This window comes from Macrococcus sp. PK, from assembly GCF_022501545.1.
Taxonomy (GTDB): Bacteria; Bacillota; Bacilli; order Staphylococcales; family Staphylococcaceae; genus Macrococcoides; species Macrococcoides epidermidis.
In genome coordinates this window covers 18,837-36,797 of the sequence record NZ_JAEPRF010000002.1, presented here as the reverse complement: position 1 = coordinate 36,797, position 17,961 = coordinate 18,837, and the positions used below count along the sequence as shown (strand labels likewise).

The following is a 17,961-nucleotide window of genomic DNA, read 5'->3' as shown; positions in this document are numbered from 1 at the left end:
AAATTCATGTAGCTAATTTATTGTATAATTGCTGAATAACCACCTTTAATATTTACGATGTCGTTATATCCTAATTGATTTAACACACTAACGGCAATCGCACTTCTGACACCTGATTGACAGTGTACATAGATTCTTTCATTTTTATTAAATGGTATTTGTTCTTTTTCTAATTTACCAAAATGCACATGTGTCGCATTATCTAAGTGTGATTCTTGCCATTCCTGATTGTTGCGTACATCCAGAATATTTATTTGTATTTTATCGATTGATTTGAAATGTTGTGGTTCAATTTCTTGCATGCATCCACCAGCCACATTTTTTACGTAACCAATCACATGATCAAATCCTATTAATTTTAAATCATTTGCTGCGTTCTGAACCTCCTCAAACGAACCAATCATCTGTATCGGTGTTTCGTAGTCCAGATACCATCCTACAAACCCTAAAAACTTGCTGTTATACGGTACGTTAATGCCGTCACTTAAATTATCTAAGAATATTTCTTTCGCTCTTAAATCAATGATCTTTATACCGTCAAATAATTTTTGTAATGGCGGCACCTGTTTATTATCCATCAATACTACACCATCGCGATTCATACGTTTCATTTCTTTGAAATAATATGGAGGTTCAGGTTGTTCACTTGTTAATGTTTTAATGAAAGTTGCTTCATCTTTAATTTGAAATGCCCAACTCTGTTCACGTTCATACCCTAAAGTTGTTACCGGAACTGCACCAAGTGATTTACCACACGCACTGCCTGCACCATGTCCTGGCCATATTTGAATATAATCTGGTAATTCATCCATCTTTTTAAGTGATTCAAACATTGCTTGTGCACCGATTTCAGTAGTATCTTTTATGCCGGCTGCTTCTTCTAATAAATCCGGGCGACCGACATCTCCTACAAATATAAAGTCCCCAGTAAATAGTCCCATCGGTACTTCTGTTGCATTATCAAACAACAGAAAACTAATACTTTCAGGCGTATGTCCTGGTGTATGGAACACTTTAAGTTTTACATTGCCGACGTTAATAATATCGTCTTCGTTTAATAATTCATACGCTCCATTAATATGCTGATATGACCAGTCATGTCCACCTAATCCAGAGACAAATGCTTTAGCATCTAACGTTTCATTCGCTTCTCTTAATCCAGATGCGAAATCTGCATGAATATGTGTTTCAGTGACTTTATTAATTGTCAGCCCTTCTTGCTCTGCAGCTTCAATATAAGGTGTAAGATCTCTCAGGGGATCGATGATGATTGCTTCTCCTGTTTTTTGACAACCTACTAAGTAAGACATTTGTGCTAATTGCTGATTAAAAAATGATTTAAAATACATTCTTTTCCCTCCATTATCAATTAAATAAATAAGTTTAAGTTTGCTTTTTCAGTATCACCTAAATATGTTGCTACTCCACCATATTCAACACCTTCAATTAACTCTTCACGTGTTACAGCCATAATATCCATACTCATCGTGCATGCTACCATCTTGATTCCCATACTTTGTGCTTTATTAATCATTACTTCTAACGAATCCACTTTCTTCTTATTCATTACGTGTTTAATCATTCGAGACCCCATACCACCCATATTCATTTTAGAAATAGGTAATTTTCCAGCATGCTTTGGCATCATTTGACTAAACATTTTATCCAATCCTTGTTTATCTACTTTTATTCCAGGACGTTTGATGACGTTTAAACCCCAGAATGTAAAGAACATCGTCACTTCTTTACCCATCGAAGCAGCACCTGTTGCGATAATAAATGACGCTAATGCTTTATCTAAATCTCCGCTAAATACTACCATCGTAGCACCATTCTTTGTTTCAACTAATTGGTGTCCATTACTATCGTTCATCACATTTACAGGTATACTTTGACCTTTTTGAATAACTGCAACGACTTTACTTCCTTCTGTTTCATTTTTAATAACCGTATGACCAGTCACTTTAGCCCAAGATTCAATATCCTGACAGAAACCAAAGTCAGTAACGTGTATTTCTAGTTGTTCACCATCCTGCATATCATCTAAATTTTCTTTTACTTTTAATATTGGACCTGGACATTGCAATCCACTTGCCTCTACAAATCTTCTATCTTCTCTTAATGTCATTGGTTCTACCTCTCCACTTTGTTCTGTATCATTTATTTTTTCTTCAACATGTTTATTTATATTCGTATCATTCTTAACCTGATTGAATTTTGATGCTATTTTTGTTTGCGACAAGTAGTTCTGTTTATATAATTTATAGCCACCATCTAAATTAATAACATCATAGCCTTCATTTTTTAAGATGCGTGCTGCATTATATCCACGTTGTCCAACCTGACAATAAATAACCACCGGTGCTGTTTTATCTATTTCTGTTAAACGTGTTCTCAATTCGCCAAGTGGTATATTTTTAGAGCCTTCAATGTGTCCCATTTCATGTTCAATCGGTTCTCTCACATCAATGATTTGATATTTTGTGTCGTCAATCTCACGCACCTGCATCATCTTCATTTCATCTTCTAATACGTTTTGTGCAATATAACCTGCCATATTTACAGGATCTTTAGCAGAAGAGAACGGTGGTGCGTATGCAATTTCAATGCGCTGTAAATCTGTAACTTTCTGTCCAAATGTAATTGCACTTGCAATCAGATCAATACGTTTATCTACGCCTTTACGTCCAACGATTTGTGCACCGTAAATCTCACCTTCAGTTGAAAATAATACTTTAATTGTCATTGGCGTCGCACCTGGATAATAACTCGCATTAGATTGACCAGAAACATGGATGACATGATATTGCTTTCCTAAAGTTTTTAAAGTTTTTTCATTTAATCCTGTACTCGCAACATTTAAATCAAATACTTTCGCAATTGCAGTACCAATGGGGTTAAATTTCTCTACTGCTTTACCATTTAAGTGATCTGCAAGTAATCTACCTTGTCGATTAGCAATCCAGGCAAATGGAATGTGAACCTCTTGTTCACTAATTGCATGTGTAACTTCAGCAACATCACCAATGGCATAGATCGATGCATCTGAAGTTTGGAATACATCGTTTGTCTTAATCGCATTTTTTACACCTAAGTCTAGTCCAGCTTCTTCAGCTAGTGTAGATTCCGGCAATACACCAATAGCCATCATCACAATATCGGCATTGACAATATCTCCATTACTTGATTGCACAGTTTGTTCATTTATCTTCTCAATTGATTGGTTTAATCGTAAATCCACACCTTTATTAATCATATGGTTATGCACTTCCATTGCCATATCCATATCAATCCCTGGCATGACCTGATCACCTAATTCAAATAAAGCAACATCTAAGTCTAATGCTTTCAAGTTTTCAGCCATCTCTAAACCAATGAATCCTCCACCTACAACAGCTGCTGACTTTACATCATTCTTCTGGACATATGAAATAATATTATCCATATCAGGTATATTTCTTAACGAGAAGACATGTTCAAGATCACTTCCCCCTATAGGAACTCGTATAGGTTTCGCACCTGTTGAAAGTATTAATACATCGTATGCAATTTCACTATGTTGTCCATCTGCCTCAATCGAAATTGCCTTGTTTTCTCTATCAATCGCAACAACATTTGTATCTGTTAAAACATTAATATTCATTCTGCTTTCCATGAGTTCTGGTGTCTGAATTAACAATTTACTTCTATCTTTTATTTCATTTCCAATATGATATGGCAAGCCACAATTAGCAAATGAAACGTAACTACCTCTCTCAATTAATGTAATTTCATCTTGTTCATTTAATCTTCTTAATCGTGCCGCTGCAGACGCTCCACCTGCAACGCCACCAACAATTACTATCTTTCTACTCATTTATTGTTCCTCCTCAATTTAAATACCTATAGGGGTATATTAAACCATATATATCAGCATGTCAAATACCCTACCCCCTATTTTTAATATTTGACAAAAATACCCCATTAGGTATATAGTAATAGACATTACAAAACAGAAAGAGGTTATATAATGGAATACGATAAAAGTGCGATGAACAGACTTAAACGCATACAAGGCCAGTTAAATGGTGTTATTAAAATGATGGAAGAAGGAAAAGATTGCAGAGACGTCGTGATGCAGCTTAGTGCTTCTCGTAGTGGGATTGAACGCTTAATTGGAGTAATTGTCAGTGAGAATTTAACAGAATGCGTTAAAGAAAGTGTTAAAAATAATGAAGATACAGATGAACTTGTAAAACAAGCTGTTAATCTGTTAATAAAAAGTAGGTAATTAATATGACAAACTATCAAACAATTAATGTCGAAACATTAAAATCACTATTAGACCATAAAAAAATCAATCTCATCGATGTGAGAGAAGTTTATGAATATGAAGCGAATCACATTCCCAAAGCAGTTAATATACCCCTATCAGTATTAGCAGAAAATACTGATCAGTTCAATAAAAATGAACACTATCACATCATTTGCAGATCAGGTAACCGAAGTGGGCAAGCTTGTCAGTATTTAAGTGGTTTAGGGATAAAAACGACTAATGTAGATGGTGGCATGCTAGATTGGGAAGCTTTATAGTGGCATTTATATTATTTGCTGTTATTGGAGCTCTCGGTGCATTCCTTTCAGGGCTTATTGGTATAGGTGGTGCGATTATTATGTATCCGATACTATTATTTATTCCACCATTATTTAATATCGATATGACACCAACGACTGCAGCAGGCCTCACTGCCGCTCAGGTATTCTTTAGTACATTAAGTGGTAGTATTAGCCAAAGAAAGAACGAAAACCTTAATTTTTCTATTATTATACCAATGAGTATCGGTATTCTTTTAGGAAGTATTACAGGTGCATATGTGGCATCTATATTCGATGAAAATATCATCAATATCGTGTATACATTTCTCGCTATTGTAGCGGTTATCCTTATGTTTATTAAAGTGAAACCAAATGAAAAGGACGCAAAGTATCATAAAATAGCATTATTTATTGTCGCTGCAGTAATAGGAATATTATCAGGTATTGTAGGTGCTGGGGGCGCATTCTTAATCGTTCCAATCCTACTTACCTTCTTTAAAGCACCTTTTAGCGTTGTAGTTGCCAACAGTATCATCGTTGCTTTCGTATCGTCAATCGGAACATTTATGACGAAATTTATTACAGGCAGTATAAATTTGGAGTATGCATTACCATTAATTATCGCCAGTTTAATATTTGCTCCATTTGGAACGAAAGCATCTAAAAATACAAATCAATCTATATTAAGATTGATACTTACGACTTTAATCATCATCGCCGCAATTAAGATGATAATAGATATAATATAAAAGAGAGCCCCAAGGCTCTCTTTTATTTTTTACACCGTCCATGACATTGGATTCGGATTTCTATTCAGTTGTTTCACATTACTCTTAGGTAAATTTTCACGTTTAACGACTTTCGGTGTCATACCACTATTAATCCTTTTATATAACTTCGGATCCATATGATTCGTTCTAAAGCTTTTGAACACTCTATGCGTTATTTCTTCACATGTCGGGCAAGTATCTGCCTGCAAGTTACTGCTCATCGTCTTCCATACTTCATATTCTCCACACGTTGTACAATTAAATGTATACTTCGGCATTATTCATCCAGCTTCGGAATAATGTTATTTGTGAATATTTCTTTTAATACGAATCATCTCATCTTCTTTTAAATTAAAGAGATGCTCTTTTTTAAATTCATCGATATTTATATCGTATTTTTTATCAACCTTATACGGAATTCCTTCCGCACTTAGTGCATGAGCTATTTCAACAACAATAAAATCAACATCCAAATGATTTGATATATAATCGTATAATACCTCATAGACTTTTTCAAGCTCATTATGACTTGCATTATAATATAATTCATATTGAATAAAACATTTTGAACCAATAAACGTCTCATTTGTTTGTATTCTGTATTTATTCAAATAGTCATTTTCAATATTAATATTAGATGAAATATAATAATAATAAGTCATAATTTCTCCTATATGTCTGTTATCAATTTGTATTTAGCGCTTATGTGCTTTCTCCGACAATTGTTGCTCCAATATTTCAATTCTTTTCTCCAGTTCTTTCTTTTTAAGTGCTTCTAATTCAAACTTATTATTTGTTTTCTTTCTTTGATTATCAATCATCATTCTAATCGAAAAACCAATTTTAATCGCAATAAGAAATAAGAAAAAATAAAAAACAATAAGCCAAAATGTTTCCATATTTTTCACCACCAAATCACTTTTTATTTGTCATCTTCTATCATTATACCTACATATAATTTTTCTTTTTCTAAATGAAATGTGATATCTGAATTTGCGATTTCTTTTTTATATTTAGTAATATTAAAAGAATAATCTTTACCATCATATGACTGTAGCATATTAATTATTTTTTTATTTTGTGCGTACTTTTCTTTTTCCCCTGCCATACCTGTTGCTATAATTTTATAATTATTATCTTTTTTTATTATATGGAAAGGTGCAATTGTAAATTTGTCTTCTTTTTCTTTATATTGTTCAAAAGTCATTATTGCAGGAATTACTTTATCCTTTTCTGTTTGTTTTGTTTGTTTCACATAAAATTTATATGAATTAATTTCGACTTCTTTACTAATAGATTTACCAAATGCATCTGCTGCTTCATTTATACTGTTAAATTCTTTATCCTTCAACTCTTCAGGAGTTGTTGCAAAATATCCACGAATATTAGGATAGTCATTTTTATTTAATTGCCATGTATAATAAGATCCTATGCCAATAATTAATACAACCATACATATAATTGGCCAAAATATTTTTTTATTCATTCGACTCAGCTCCTTTAGTTGTATAAGTATATACTACTCCATTTTTTCCTATTTTAACCTTAAATTTAACTTAAAGTTTATTAGAAAGATAAAATACAGATAATAAAAAGCCCTATGTATATAGGACTTATCAATTAGAGATCCGTATTTTTCTCTGATAATACTTTATCTTTTTCGACTAACTCTTTTTCTAATAATGCAATACGTTTTTTTAATTCTTCTTTTTGAAGATTTTCTAATTCTACTCTACTTTGTACCTTCATCGAAGAATTTTTTATCAATCTTCTAATTGCTAATCCAATTGTAATTGCCAACCAAATAATAAATAAATAATAAGCTATTACCCATATTATTCCCATTTCCATTTTATAACACATCCTTTTCTATAATATATCCTCTAATTGTAAAATATTCAATAATTTTATCAAAGAAAAAACCAAGTGGTTATCCACTTGGTTTGAATTGTTATCCTAACTGATCCAGCAGTATCGACGTTATCACACCAAATGCTGTCATTAGTCCGACAAGTCCGCCGCCTTCTTCATATGCTTCCGGCATCATTGTTGATCCAATCATCGTAATAATCCCACCTGCTGCAAAGCTTGAGATAATTGAAATCACACCTAAACTTGCATTGTCTAAGAAGACATATCCGAATAACGCACTTAGTCCTGCAACGATTGTTACGACAGCAAATAGGAATATAATCTTTCCTTTTGATTGTCCGCTTTTTAACATCCCTGTCGTACTTGATAATCCTTCGGGTATGTTACTGATAAATATTGCGATAAGGAGTAATAGACTAACACCTTTCCCACCGATCAAACTCATCCCAAGCATCATCGATTCGGGTATCGCATCCATCACTGTCCCGATAAATATACCGAGTCCTGAATCATTTTGATTAGATGATTCTTCTTTCACTAATTCATGCTGATTTGAACGCTTTCTGTGTTTACCACCGTGATGCGCAATGACCGCTTCTAAGATTGTAAACGTTAATGCGCCTGCGATAAAGCCGATCACTGTATTGATGATATGACTTTTCTCCATCGCATCCTGCAGCAGTTCAAATGTTGCTGCTCCTATTAATATCCCTACACCAAACGCCATAATAAATCCTAATACTTTTCTAGGTATCTTTATGACCATACTCACAATCGCTCCTAATAATACTGCAAATCCCGATACTGCGCCCCAAAAGAATGCACTGCCCATTGTATCACCTTTTTCTATGTATAATACATTGTTTTACCCATTTTCTATTGTAATAAATGTATTGTGATGAGATTTTTATATTTATTTCTATCTTATTTCTATTTTATTTTTCTCCATAAGAAAAAGACCCCGTAAGGTCTTTTGCTCTAGTCTATTGTAAGTCCTTCACCAACAAATGTCTGATATGCTTCATACATTCTTCCTGGTACACCGCTTTCAGCACTGTTATAACGATTGAAGTTCTTATCATTCACTACTTCTTTGATCATCTCAATCGTGTCATCACTTCTCGGGTCTTCAATCTTCTTCCCTGTCGTTTCTTCAGCAATCACAAATAATCTTACTAAATATCTCGTATATGAATCATCTTTATCGAGTGTAATCTCTAATTCTTCTGTTAGTTCTTTACTCGTCTCCACAAAACATCTGAAATCTTCAAAGAAGTCTCCAAATCTTATCAATACATGCCGATAATGTTCATCTGATAGCTTCATATATCTGAATGCCAATTGCTTAACCACCCTTAATTTTTAGTCAATTCTAGTGTATCACTTTTGTAAGCGCTTGAAAATGTCGAATTTATTTATCGTGATAATACTTATGCTTCGTCTATGCCATGTGCTGCTCTAATTCCACTAAATATACATCCACCAAGGAAAGTGCCTTCAAGTGCACCGTATCCGTGTACGCCGCCGCCTCCAAATCCTGCGACTTCTCCTGCTGCATATAATCCATGGATTGGTGTATCTTCCTGACTGATAACCTGACTGTTTAAGTCGGTTTGTATTCCGCCTAACGTCTTACGGCTGATAATATGCAGTTTAACAGCAATTAATCTTTTAGATTCAAGCATTTTATGTGGTTTAGCGGTTCTAATCAGCTTGTCACCAAGAAACTTTCGTGCGCCGTGAATAAATGTCACTTGTGGATCTTTACTGAACGGGTTATCGAGTTGCAGGTCTCGTTCTATAATCTGTGTCTTAATGTGATCTGCATCTAGTAATTCACTGCCTGCTAATGCGTTCATCTTACGTACAAGGTCGTGAATATTCTCTGCGACGATAAAGTCTTCTCCTTTTTCTTTAAATGCTTCAACGGGTCCTGTCGCATTTGCTGAAAGGCGTTCTTTTAATAGTAGCTTAATGTCTTTTTCAGTGAGATCCGGATTTTGTTCAGAGCCTGATAAGACGAATTCTTTCTTTAGGATATCTTCTGTTAAGATAAACCATGAATAGTCATATCCTGTCTTACAGATGGTTTCCAGTGTATGTAAAGTATCAAAGCCCGGATAGTCTGGTGCTGTCAGGCGATTGCCTAATGCATCAAACCATAATGATGATGGTCCGGGAATGATTCTAATCCCATGATTATTCCAGATCGGTGTATGGTTGATAATGCCTTCAGTATAGTGCCACATGCGGTCTTTATTCACGAGTTTCACGCCTGCTGTTTCACTGATGCCTAACATCTTACCATCTGTCGAGTCCGGTACACCTTGTATCATCGTCTCCGGTGCTTTGCCAAGTCGGCGTGGCCAGTTTTTCTTAATCAGTTCGTGATTTGCTCCGATACCACCTGTCGTAATAATGAGGTATGGTGTTTCTAGTTTAAAGTTGTCAATGATTTCACGGTTCGATGGTTCACCACGTTCAGCATGACTTGGCTTTAGAATTTTTCCTGCTATAGAAGTGATGGTGTTGTCTTGTATGTTTAACTGTGTCACTTGATGGCGCTCTAAAAAGCGAAAATTGCCTTTCTGTTCTTCAGCTAATACGTAGTTCACAAATGGTTCAATCAGACCTGGTCCAGTTCCCCATGTAATGTGGAAACGTGGTACTGAATTACCGTGTCCAGATGCACTAAATCCACCACGTTCTGCCCATCCTAAAATCGGTGTCAGTTTAATCCCCATACTTTCTAGATATGCTTCTTTTTCAAATGCTGCAAATTTAATATATGCTTCCGCCCATTGTTTCGCCCAGTAATCTTCTGTATCTAATCGGTCAAATTGTGCTGTATTTAACCAGTCACGTTGTGCAAGTTCGTAACTGTCTTTAACACCCAGTCTTCTCTGTACTTTTGAATTAACTAAGAATAATCCTCCGAAACTCCAGAATGCTTGTCCACCGATTGCTGTCTTCGGTTCCTGATCGATCATCGTCACGTGATGTCCATTTTTCAATAGTTCTGTTGCAGCAACTAATCCTGAAAGTCCTGCACCAATAATTGTTACCTCTTTTTTCATGATCAATTCCTTCTTTCTTTAGACAGTCTTAATATGATTATAAACGAAAAAGACAAAGCATGATTGTTCACGCTTTGTCTAAATCATATTTTATTGATTCCATAGATCGATCAATGATTGAATAGACATAAATCCTGCACCGATTGTAGCAAGTACTGCAATCACACCTAAAATGAGTAACCACGTTGGATGTTTATAATCTCCAACGATACGTTTATTTTTAGATGCAAAGAGAATTGCAGTTAATGTAATCGGTAAGATTAATCCGTTAAATGCACCTGCTAGTACTAATAATTTCACTGGTTTACCTACAAGTAAAAAGACGATTGTAGAGAATACGATAAATGAAATTACGACGATATTATTGTGTTTCGTAAATACTGGATGGAATCCTTTTAAGAATGAAGCTGATGTATATGCTGCACCGATAACTGAAGTCAGTGCTGCAGCTAATAATACTAAACCAAAGATTTTAGGTCCGATTGGTCCTAAAGCATGCTGGAACGCAGAAGCGGGTGGGTTCGTTGGATCTAACTTCACACCAGTAGCTACAACACCTAACACTGCTAAGAATAAACAGAAACGCATTAATCCTGTCGTTAAGATACCTAAGTTTGCTGCACGCGATACGAATGGTAAATTCGCTTTACCAACCATACCGTCATCAATCAGACGGTGAGCTCCGGCAAACGTAATGTATCCACCAACAGTACCACCGACAATTGTTACAAGTGGCATTACAAGTCCTAATGGATTATCAGGCATTACCATCTTCGTTAAAGCTTCCCCATATGGCGGTTGAACTTTAATCATAACAAATGCTACTGTCAGTAACATTACTACACCTAGAATCTGTGTTACAACGTCCATCATCTTATTTGCACTTTTACTACTGAATATGATGATTGCAAGTATTCCTGTAATCACTGCACCAATTCTCACGTCAATACCAAGTAATGCATTGAAACCGAGTCCTGCTCCGGCAACGTTACCGATATTAAATGCTAGTCCTCCAAGTACGATAAGTATCGCGATAAAACTTCCTAATCCTTTAAATACTTCATTTGAAATATCTTGTCCACGTTTACCTGTTACGGTTAACACACGCCAAATATTTAACTGTGCGCCGATATCAATAATGATACTCAGTAAGATCGCAAAGGCAAAACTCGCCAGGAATTGTTCTGTAAAGATTGTCGTCTGTGTTAAGAAGGCAGGTCCAATTGCAGACGTTGCCATTAAGAAGATTGCGCCGAACAGTAATCTGCGCTGTGCAGCTGTCATTTTTGGTTTCTCGTTGTTCATAATAAGCCCCTTTTCTTTGTTAGATTGTAGTGATATCTATATTTTTTTGTAACAATGTATCACGAATTTGTTCAACAAAAGCTAATGCTTCTGGTCCATCCCCATGGACGCAAATTGAATCTGCCTGAATTGGTATTAACTTACCTGTTTCTGTCTTTACTTGTTGATCTATGATCATGCGCAATACATGTTCAACCGCTTCGTCTACATTATGAATCATCGCATTATTCGCTTTACGAGAAACAAGTGTGCCTTCATCTGTATAATTACGATCTGCAAATACTTCGTTAATCGCTGTTAAGCCATTTTCCTGTGCGACGCGTACTAAATTACCACCCGCAATACCCATCACCTTTAATTTCGGATCAAATTGCTTGATCGCATTCACGATAGCTTGCGCAAGCTTTTCATCATTAAAGGTTGCATTGTAAAGTGCACCGTGTGGTTTAACATGATTTAATTCTACTTGATGTTTATTACAGAATGCCTGTATTGCACCAAGCTGATACGTAACGAGGTTCTCAACTTCGTCATAGCTCATATCGACTTGTTTACGACCAAACCCCATGAGATCATTGTAACCAGGATGTGCACCGATGCCGGTATTATTTTCCTTACACAGTGCTACCGTACGATTTAATACATTGAAATCCCCTGCATGCATACCACATGCGATATTAGCAGAAGTAATTAAAGGTATAATCGCTTCATCATTGCCAATCGTGTAATTACCAAAGCTTTCTCCTAAGTCTGCATTTAAATCAATCTTCATCTTTAGCCCTCCAGGAAGTGATTTTTCTCTAAGAATTTAATATCGATAATATTTTCCTGATACCTTGGATGCTGCATAATACGATACTGATAATCAAGATTTGTCGGGAAGCCGGTAATCACCGTCTCATCAAGAATAGATAACATTCTGCGTATCGCTCTATCACGCGTCTTCTCAAATGTTATAAATTTACCGATCATTGAATCATAATACGGAGAAACCATACACTTTTGATATAAGAATGTATCGATTCTTACACCTGGTCCACTAGGTAAATTTAAATATTCTACTTTCCCCGGACTTGGTCTAAATCCGTGATCTGGATCTTCAGCGTTAATTCGACATTCGATACTAAAACCATTAATCTGAATCTCATCCTGCACAAGCTCGAACTTATCGTATAATGCGATATTAAGTTGTGCTTCGATAATATCGACGCCAGTCACCATTTCGGTTACCGTATGTTCTACTTGAACACGCGTATTCATCTCTAGGAAGTAATACTCTTTTGTTGACTCAACGTATAAGAATTCTAGCGTACCTGCACCACGATAATTAATATTTTTCGCTGCGTTGACGGCATCACGTGTCATGCGTTCTCTTACTTCATCCGGTACGATAGCAGCAGGCGCTTCTTCTACAAGCTTCTGATTGTTACGTTGAATAGAACAATCACGGTCGTAAAGATGTACTGCATCTCCTTTACCGTCACCAATGACCTGCACTTCAATATGTCTTGCAGTCTTAATAAATTTTTCTATGTAAACACGGTCGTCTCCAAATGCTTTCTTTGCTTCTGATTTAGCCGCATTAAATAAATTTTCGAAATCTTCCATACGGCTGACGATACGCATCCCTTTACCGCCACCACCAGCGACTGCTTTAATCACCATCGGTACGCCGATTTCCTGTGCTTTCACCGTCGCTTCAGCGAGTGTCGGTATTACATCTTTTGAACCAGGTATTACAGGTACACCAGCAGTGACCATCGTCTTACGCGCCTCAGCTTTATCACCCATCTTCTCGATTGTTTCAGGTGTAGGTCCGATGAATACTAAATCATGTTCAGCACATAGTCGTGCGAAATTAGCATTTTCAGCTAAGAAACCATAACCCGGATGTATCGCATCTGCACCTGTAATTTCAGCTGCAGCAATCACATTATTCATATTCAGATAACTTTCAGTTGAACTAGATGGACCGATACAAACTGCTTCATCTGCTAAAGTAACGTGTAAGCTATCCACATCTGTCGTAGAATAGACAGCAACCGTCTTAATGCCCATCTTCTTACATGTTCTAATAATTCGAATCGCAATTTCTCCTCGATTGGCAATCAATACTTTCTTCAAAGTGTCACCCCCTATTTTTCTTTAATTGTCACTAACGGTTCATCATAGCCTACAGCAGTTCCGTTCTCGATATGAATCGCTTCAATAACACCATCAACATCAGCATGAATATCATTCATTACTTTCATCGCTTCGATGATACCGATACGGTCACCTTTCTCAACTTTGTCACCGACACGGATAAACGGCTCTTTTGATGCTTCATCCTGCATATTATAGAATGTTCCTACCAGTTGAGACTTTTGTACGTGATGTCCATGCTCGACAACTTCCTGCTCTGGTTGTTGTGTTACTTGTCCTGGTACTTGCTGTACCGGATAGGCCTGTACTTCTTTAATTGCTTTTTCGATGTAGTATTCGTTATCGCCTTCTTTTACCGAAATAACTTTTAGTTCATTACTATTCATCATATCAATGAGCTGTTGTAATTTATCTGAATTCATTATGATTCCGCCTTCTCTAATAAGTTTTGGATTTTTTGACTCGTGTGTCTGATATCAAATGCATGCATGCTTACTTCATTTATAATCTTCATCATCTTTTTCTTCTCTGCTATCGCTTCTTCTAAAGTGCCTTCAACGAGACGAATCTCACTCCCAGGACCTTTTTGCACAAGTGTAGGGATATCACTGAAATATACTGTTCCTAGCTTTGCATATCCGCCGACAGTTTGACGATCATTCATCAGTATAATCGGCTGACCGTCAGACGATACCTGGATTGAACCGAGCTGAACCGGTTCAGAGATGATATCATAGTTCGTCTTCACTTCTAATATTTCACCTGACAGACGGATACCCATTCTATCTGATGTATTAGAAATTTCGTATGTGCTTGATAGTGATGCCGCTAAATTTTTAAATCGGTCATATTGACGACCTGGAATAAAACGAATCGTGCTTACTTTATCGATAAAATGCGTGTTAACGCGTCTCGTTTCAACAATTTCCGGTTGATTGAATGCAAGAAAATCATCTTTAATCAACGTACGTCCATCTAATCCGCCTAGTTTAATCTTCATATGCGTTGAATAGCTACCCTGAACTTTCGGTAGATTAAAACCACCTTTGACCGTCAGGTAAGTACGGTATCCATTTTTAGCAGTCTTAAATGTTAATATATCGCCGGCTTTTGCGTTATATACACATCGATTAACTACAGGCGTATCATTTAACTCAGCAAGCATATTACCACCAGTAATGATAAATGCATTATCTTCAGTAAATTTAAAGATGCCACCCTGCATCGTCATCTCAATACTCATATGATCTGTATTACCAAGCAGATTGTTACCTAATAATAATGCACGATAATCCATTGCGCCTGCTGGTGATAAACCAACATTTTGAAAGCCTGTGCGTCCGAGATCCTGTATTGTAGAATACATTCCCGGATGTATGACTTGAAGTCCCATTATTGTACCTCCGTTTCAATTTCATAAGTACCGTTATTTACAGCCTGTTCAATGTTATCATATTCTTCTTTTGAGATGCGTTTAAACTTAATATAATCTCCAGCTTCATAGTAAACTTCAGGATCGCGTTTCGGATCGAATAGCTTTAAAGGTGTCTTTCCGATAATGTTCCATCCCCCAGGTGAAGCTAATGGATAGATACCAGTTTGTGCATTTGCTATACCTACAGAACCCGCAGGAATTTCTTTACGCGGTGAAGCTTTGCGGGGTGTTGCAATCGACTCATCTAATCCTCCTAAAAATGGAAAGCCAGGCATAAAGCCTAACATATAGATAAGATAAGGTTTACTTGTATGTATTTGAATGATTTCTTCTGTCGTTTTATTATGTAATGAAGCCATTTCATCCAGATCAAGATTGAACGGTGCCTCGTAACACACAGGAATAACGTATGTCGTTGTCTGCTGTTGATCTGTTGAAGATAGTGTAAGACTCTGTAAAGATTCACTTAACTTTTCATGATCTGTCACTGTATCATCGAAATAAATAACGAGCGTGTTATAAGAAATGACAAGCTCTAATATGCCACTGATAGCGCTATTTTGTATCGCAGATTTTAACTGGATCACCTGCGCATTAATCTCAGGATCAATACGCTCTTCAAAGACGACGCTCATACAGTTTTCATTGATATTTACAATATTCATGATGTAACCCCTTTCTTTTTTACCTAAATAATCATATCATAATAGTCTGATAATTTAAATTACTTATTTTGAAAGTTTAAAGTAATAAAGAGCAACAATAATTAAACGACATTTATTAAACATATAAATATACCTCATAAAAAAACCATTACACAATTTGTGTAATGGTCTAAGATGTCTTATAAAATGCCTAATCCACTTGATTGAATGTCTTTAGCGAATCCTTTAACTGTATCTACTGATAATTCATCGATGTCACGACCGATATTCGGAATCTTCTTCACAACGTCCCCTGGACATGTGATAATGTCGCAGCCGATTTCATCTGCCTGAATCACGTTATAAAGCTCGCGACATGATGCCCATAAAAGTTTCACGCCTTCTTTTTCGTGACAAACTTTTACAGCAGCACGCATTAATGGCATAGGATCTACACCAGTATCTGCGATACGGCCAGCAAATACTGAAACGTATGTTTCAACACCTGGTTTAATTGCTTTTACGATTTCTGTCACCTGCTCGATTGTATAAACCGCAGTAACGTTTAATTTAATATCCTGTTCAGATAATTTCTTGATTAATGGAATCATAGATTCGCCTTTCGTATTCACGACAGGAATCTTAACAAATACATTTTCACCGAATGACTGAATGATTGCTGCTTCTTTCTCCATCGTTTCCATATCATCGCCGAATACTTCAAATGAGATAGAAGCATCTGGTATTGCCTTAACTGCAGCTTCTGCAAAAGCTGTATAATTTTCTACACCAGCTTTAGCCATAAGTGATGGGTTTGTCGTAAATCCATCAACTGTCTGGTTTTGGTAAGCTGTTTTCATTTGTTCGATATCCGCACCATCAGCAAATACTTGCACATTTAAATTTTTCATTATTATTCCTCCACATTTAATGTAAACACTTCTACTTATTATAATCACATAATGTATGATATTGCTAATGATTGAGTATACTTGTTTGTTTTTTCAATATATTTACTATTCTTTTCAGAATTTTATATTTTTGTTGTCATTTGATGTGGTAAAATAAAATGATTAATGAATGGAGGAACATCATGAAAGCGAACAAATATGTTTACTTCTCTATATTTTTTGTTATCTTAAGTATCTTTTGTAACGGTTATAATCCCGTGCTGGCAATACTTTTCGGTTCTATCAATGCCATCATACTGTTTACCGGACTAGTAAGCTGTATTTTACTTATTATTAGTATTGTCTTAATTGATAAAGCTTTGAAGCAGCCTGAAAACATTTCAAGCGGTTTATATAAGGTCGCGAAAATTTGGCCATGGGTCATCTTAGTTGTTATTCTCTTACAACTTGCTAGTATTCTGTTTAGATTTGGTATCATTTAAGGATTGATTCGTCAATCCTTTTTATTATGGAGGTTTTTATATGGTCTATCTTTGGATTGCATGTATGAGTGTCTTCGGTGCATTATGCAGATATAGTATAAGTTTAGCGCTTCATGCACCGCTGTATACAATTATCGTGAATCTCATCGGCGCATTTGCTTTAGGATTTTCTACAACTTACTTTAGACGGCTATCCTGGTCATCGCACATAAAGACTGGAATTACAACCGGTTTTCTAGGAAGCTTCACTACATTCTCTGCACTGAGTAAAGACGTTGCCGATCTCTATTTAGCACATCATTATCTTTCACTTTTCATCTATTATAGTATTAGCATCCTTGGAGGTATGATATGTGCTGTTATCGGTATGAAATGGGGTGACAGAAATTGATCTATGTTGCAATCGGTGCACCATTCGGGGCTATGTTACGATATTATATCAGTCAGAAGATGAATGGGCGTTTTCCATTTGGTACACTGTTCATTAATTTATTAGGTGCATTGTTGTTAGGCATCGTTGCACGTTTTGATATGACAACGATGCTTTTCCTCGGTACTGGTTTTTTAGGCGCATTCACAACATTTTCTACGTTGAACATTGAGATTGTTAAACTGTATGAAACGAATAAAAACTGGTGTATTTTCTATATAACAATTACCTATATATTCGGTCCATTACTCTACTTGTTTGCATATACATTTCATTTATAATTTTTTTGTAAATTTAGCGTAATTTTTTCTTAAA

Annotated in this window: 23 protein-coding genes; 6 read left to right on the top strand and 17 right to left on the bottom strand. The window is 35.9% G+C overall.

Annotated elements, in window-relative coordinates; all coding sequences use genetic code 11:
• Nucleotides 1-17: 17 nt before the first annotated feature.
• Complete coding sequence (locus tag JJJ02_RS00445) at nucleotides 18-1,349, bottom strand: MBL fold metallo-hydrolase (protein WP_240836743.1); 1,332 nt, start codon at nucleotides 1,347-1,349, stop codon at nucleotides 18-20.
• A 20-nt stretch (nucleotides 1,350-1,369) separates the two neighbouring features.
• A complete protein-coding gene (locus JJJ02_RS00440; RefSeq protein ID WP_240836741.1) occupies nucleotides 1,370-3,856 on the bottom strand; it encodes an FAD-dependent oxidoreductase in 2,487 nt (828 codons plus the stop codon).
• Nucleotides 3,857-4,009: 153 nt separating this feature from the next.
• On the opposite strand from JJJ02_RS00440, the gene JJJ02_RS00435 reads away from it, so the two are divergent.
• From JJJ02_RS00435 to JJJ02_RS00425, 3 genes are read left to right on the top strand one after another with little or no spacing between them, the layout of a single operon-like run.
• The gene (locus JJJ02_RS00435) at nucleotides 4,010-4,270 is read left to right on the top strand and encodes a metal-sensitive transcriptional regulator (protein WP_240836739.1); all 261 of its coding nucleotides are present in this window, start codon (nucleotides 4,010-4,012) and stop codon (nucleotides 4,268-4,270) included.
• Nucleotides 4,271-4,275: 5 nt separating this feature from the next.
• Nucleotides 4,276-4,572 carry a rhodanese-like domain-containing protein gene (locus tag JJJ02_RS00430; RefSeq protein WP_240836737.1) on the top strand — a complete coding sequence of 99 codons (297 nt, stop codon included), beginning with the start codon at nucleotides 4,276-4,278 and terminating at the stop codon, nucleotides 4,570-4,572.
• Complete coding sequence (locus JJJ02_RS00425) at nucleotides 4,572-5,324, top strand: sulfite exporter TauE/SafE family protein (protein ID WP_240836736.1); 753 nt, start codon at nucleotides 4,572-4,574, stop codon at nucleotides 5,322-5,324. Before JJJ02_RS00430 ends, JJJ02_RS00425 begins: the two co-directional genes overlap by 1 nt.
• Before the next feature lie 29 nt (nucleotides 5,325-5,353).
• Here JJJ02_RS00425 and JJJ02_RS00420 read toward each other — a convergent pair whose 3' ends face one another.
• From JJJ02_RS00420 to JJJ02_RS00350, 15 genes are all read right to left on the bottom strand, one after another.
• A complete protein-coding gene (locus tag JJJ02_RS00420; protein WP_240836734.1) occupies nucleotides 5,354-5,623 on the bottom strand; it encodes a zinc ribbon domain-containing protein in 270 nt (89 codons plus the stop codon).
• Between the two features lie 24 nt (nucleotides 5,624-5,647).
• Nucleotides 5,648-6,007, bottom strand: a complete 360-nt coding sequence (locus JJJ02_RS00415; RefSeq protein ID WP_240836732.1) for a hypothetical protein — start codon at nucleotides 6,005-6,007, stop codon at nucleotides 5,648-5,650.
• Nucleotides 6,008-6,040: 33 nt separating this feature from the next.
• A complete protein-coding gene (locus tag JJJ02_RS00410; protein ID WP_396614711.1) occupies nucleotides 6,041-6,253 on the bottom strand; it encodes a hypothetical protein in 213 nt (70 codons plus the stop codon).
• Between the two features lie 14 nt (nucleotides 6,254-6,267).
• A complete protein-coding gene (locus JJJ02_RS00405; protein WP_240836728.1) occupies nucleotides 6,268-6,831 on the bottom strand; it encodes a hypothetical protein in 564 nt (187 codons plus the stop codon).
• A 134-nt stretch (nucleotides 6,832-6,965) separates the two neighbouring features.
• Nucleotides 6,966-7,196 (bottom strand): hypothetical protein, encoded by a 231-nt coding sequence (locus JJJ02_RS00400; protein ID WP_240836727.1) that lies wholly within the window; start codon nucleotides 7,194-7,196, stop codon nucleotides 6,966-6,968.
• A 100-nt stretch (nucleotides 7,197-7,296) separates the two neighbouring features.
• Entirely contained in the window at nucleotides 7,297-8,049 is a 753-nt protein-coding gene (locus tag JJJ02_RS00395; RefSeq protein WP_096076036.1) for a ZIP family metal transporter, read from the bottom strand.
• A gap of 146 nt (nucleotides 8,050-8,195) precedes the next feature.
• Nucleotides 8,196-8,558, bottom strand: coding sequence for a hypothetical protein (locus JJJ02_RS00390; RefSeq protein ID WP_099576767.1), 363 nt, complete (start codon nucleotides 8,556-8,558; stop codon nucleotides 8,196-8,198).
• Between the two features lie 89 nt (nucleotides 8,559-8,647).
• Nucleotides 8,648-10,294 carry an FAD-binding dehydrogenase gene (locus tag JJJ02_RS00385; RefSeq protein ID WP_240836725.1) on the bottom strand — a complete coding sequence of 549 codons (1,647 nt, stop codon included), beginning with the start codon at nucleotides 10,292-10,294 and terminating at the stop codon, nucleotides 8,648-8,650.
• 90 nt (nucleotides 10,295-10,384) lie between these two features.
• Nucleotides 10,385-11,599 carry an NRAMP family divalent metal transporter gene (locus tag JJJ02_RS00380; protein WP_240836723.1) on the bottom strand — a complete coding sequence of 405 codons (1,215 nt, stop codon included), beginning with the start codon at nucleotides 11,597-11,599 and terminating at the stop codon, nucleotides 10,385-10,387.
• A 19-nt stretch (nucleotides 11,600-11,618) separates the two neighbouring features.
• Nucleotides 11,619-12,371, bottom strand: a complete 753-nt coding sequence (locus JJJ02_RS00375) for a LamB/YcsF family protein (protein WP_240836717.1) — start codon at nucleotides 12,369-12,371, stop codon at nucleotides 11,619-11,621.
• A gap of 2 nt (nucleotides 12,372-12,373) precedes the next feature.
• Complete coding sequence (gene accC / locus JJJ02_RS00370) at nucleotides 12,374-13,723, bottom strand: acetyl-CoA carboxylase biotin carboxylase subunit (RefSeq protein WP_111716372.1); 1,350 nt, start codon at nucleotides 13,721-13,723, stop codon at nucleotides 12,374-12,376.
• Between the two features lie 11 nt (nucleotides 13,724-13,734).
• Nucleotides 13,735-14,166: an acetyl-CoA carboxylase biotin carboxyl carrier protein gene (locus JJJ02_RS00365; protein ID WP_239243230.1), complete on the bottom strand. Its 432-nt coding sequence runs from the start codon at nucleotides 14,164-14,166 to the stop codon at nucleotides 13,735-13,737.
• On the bottom strand, nucleotides 14,166-15,137 hold the full coding sequence (locus JJJ02_RS00360; protein WP_099576756.1) for a 5-oxoprolinase subunit C family protein: 972 nt from the start codon (nucleotides 15,135-15,137) through the stop codon (nucleotides 14,166-14,168). Before JJJ02_RS00360 ends, JJJ02_RS00365 begins: the two co-directional genes overlap by 1 nt.
• Nucleotides 15,137-15,844: a 5-oxoprolinase subunit PxpB gene (pxpB, locus tag JJJ02_RS00355; protein ID WP_240836716.1), complete on the bottom strand. Its 708-nt coding sequence runs from the start codon at nucleotides 15,842-15,844 to the stop codon at nucleotides 15,137-15,139. Before pxpB ends, JJJ02_RS00360 begins: the two co-directional genes overlap by 1 nt.
• A 179-nt stretch (nucleotides 15,845-16,023) precedes the next feature.
• The gene (locus JJJ02_RS00350) at nucleotides 16,024-16,734 is read right to left on the bottom strand and encodes a transaldolase (RefSeq protein WP_240836715.1); all 711 of its coding nucleotides are present in this window, start codon (nucleotides 16,732-16,734) and stop codon (nucleotides 16,024-16,026) included.
• 182 nt (nucleotides 16,735-16,916) lie between these two features.
• On the opposite strand from JJJ02_RS00350, the gene JJJ02_RS00345 reads away from it, so the two are divergent.
• The 3 genes from JJJ02_RS00345 to JJJ02_RS00335 are packed head-to-tail and all read left to right on the top strand — an operon-like array spanning nucleotide 16,917 to nucleotide 17,927.
• A complete protein-coding gene (locus JJJ02_RS00345) occupies nucleotides 16,917-17,216 on the top strand; it encodes a hypothetical protein (RefSeq protein WP_099576750.1) in 300 nt (99 codons plus the stop codon).
• 40 nt (nucleotides 17,217-17,256) lie between these two features.
• Nucleotides 17,257-17,607 (top strand): fluoride efflux transporter FluC, encoded by a 351-nt coding sequence (locus JJJ02_RS00340; RefSeq protein WP_240836713.1) that lies wholly within the window; start codon nucleotides 17,257-17,259, stop codon nucleotides 17,605-17,607.
• Entirely contained in the window at nucleotides 17,604-17,927 is a 324-nt protein-coding gene (locus JJJ02_RS00335) for a fluoride efflux transporter FluC (RefSeq protein ID WP_240836712.1), read from the top strand. The genes JJJ02_RS00340 and JJJ02_RS00335 overlap by 4 nt, the downstream gene beginning before the upstream one ends.
• Nucleotides 17,928-17,961: the final 34 nt, after the last annotated feature.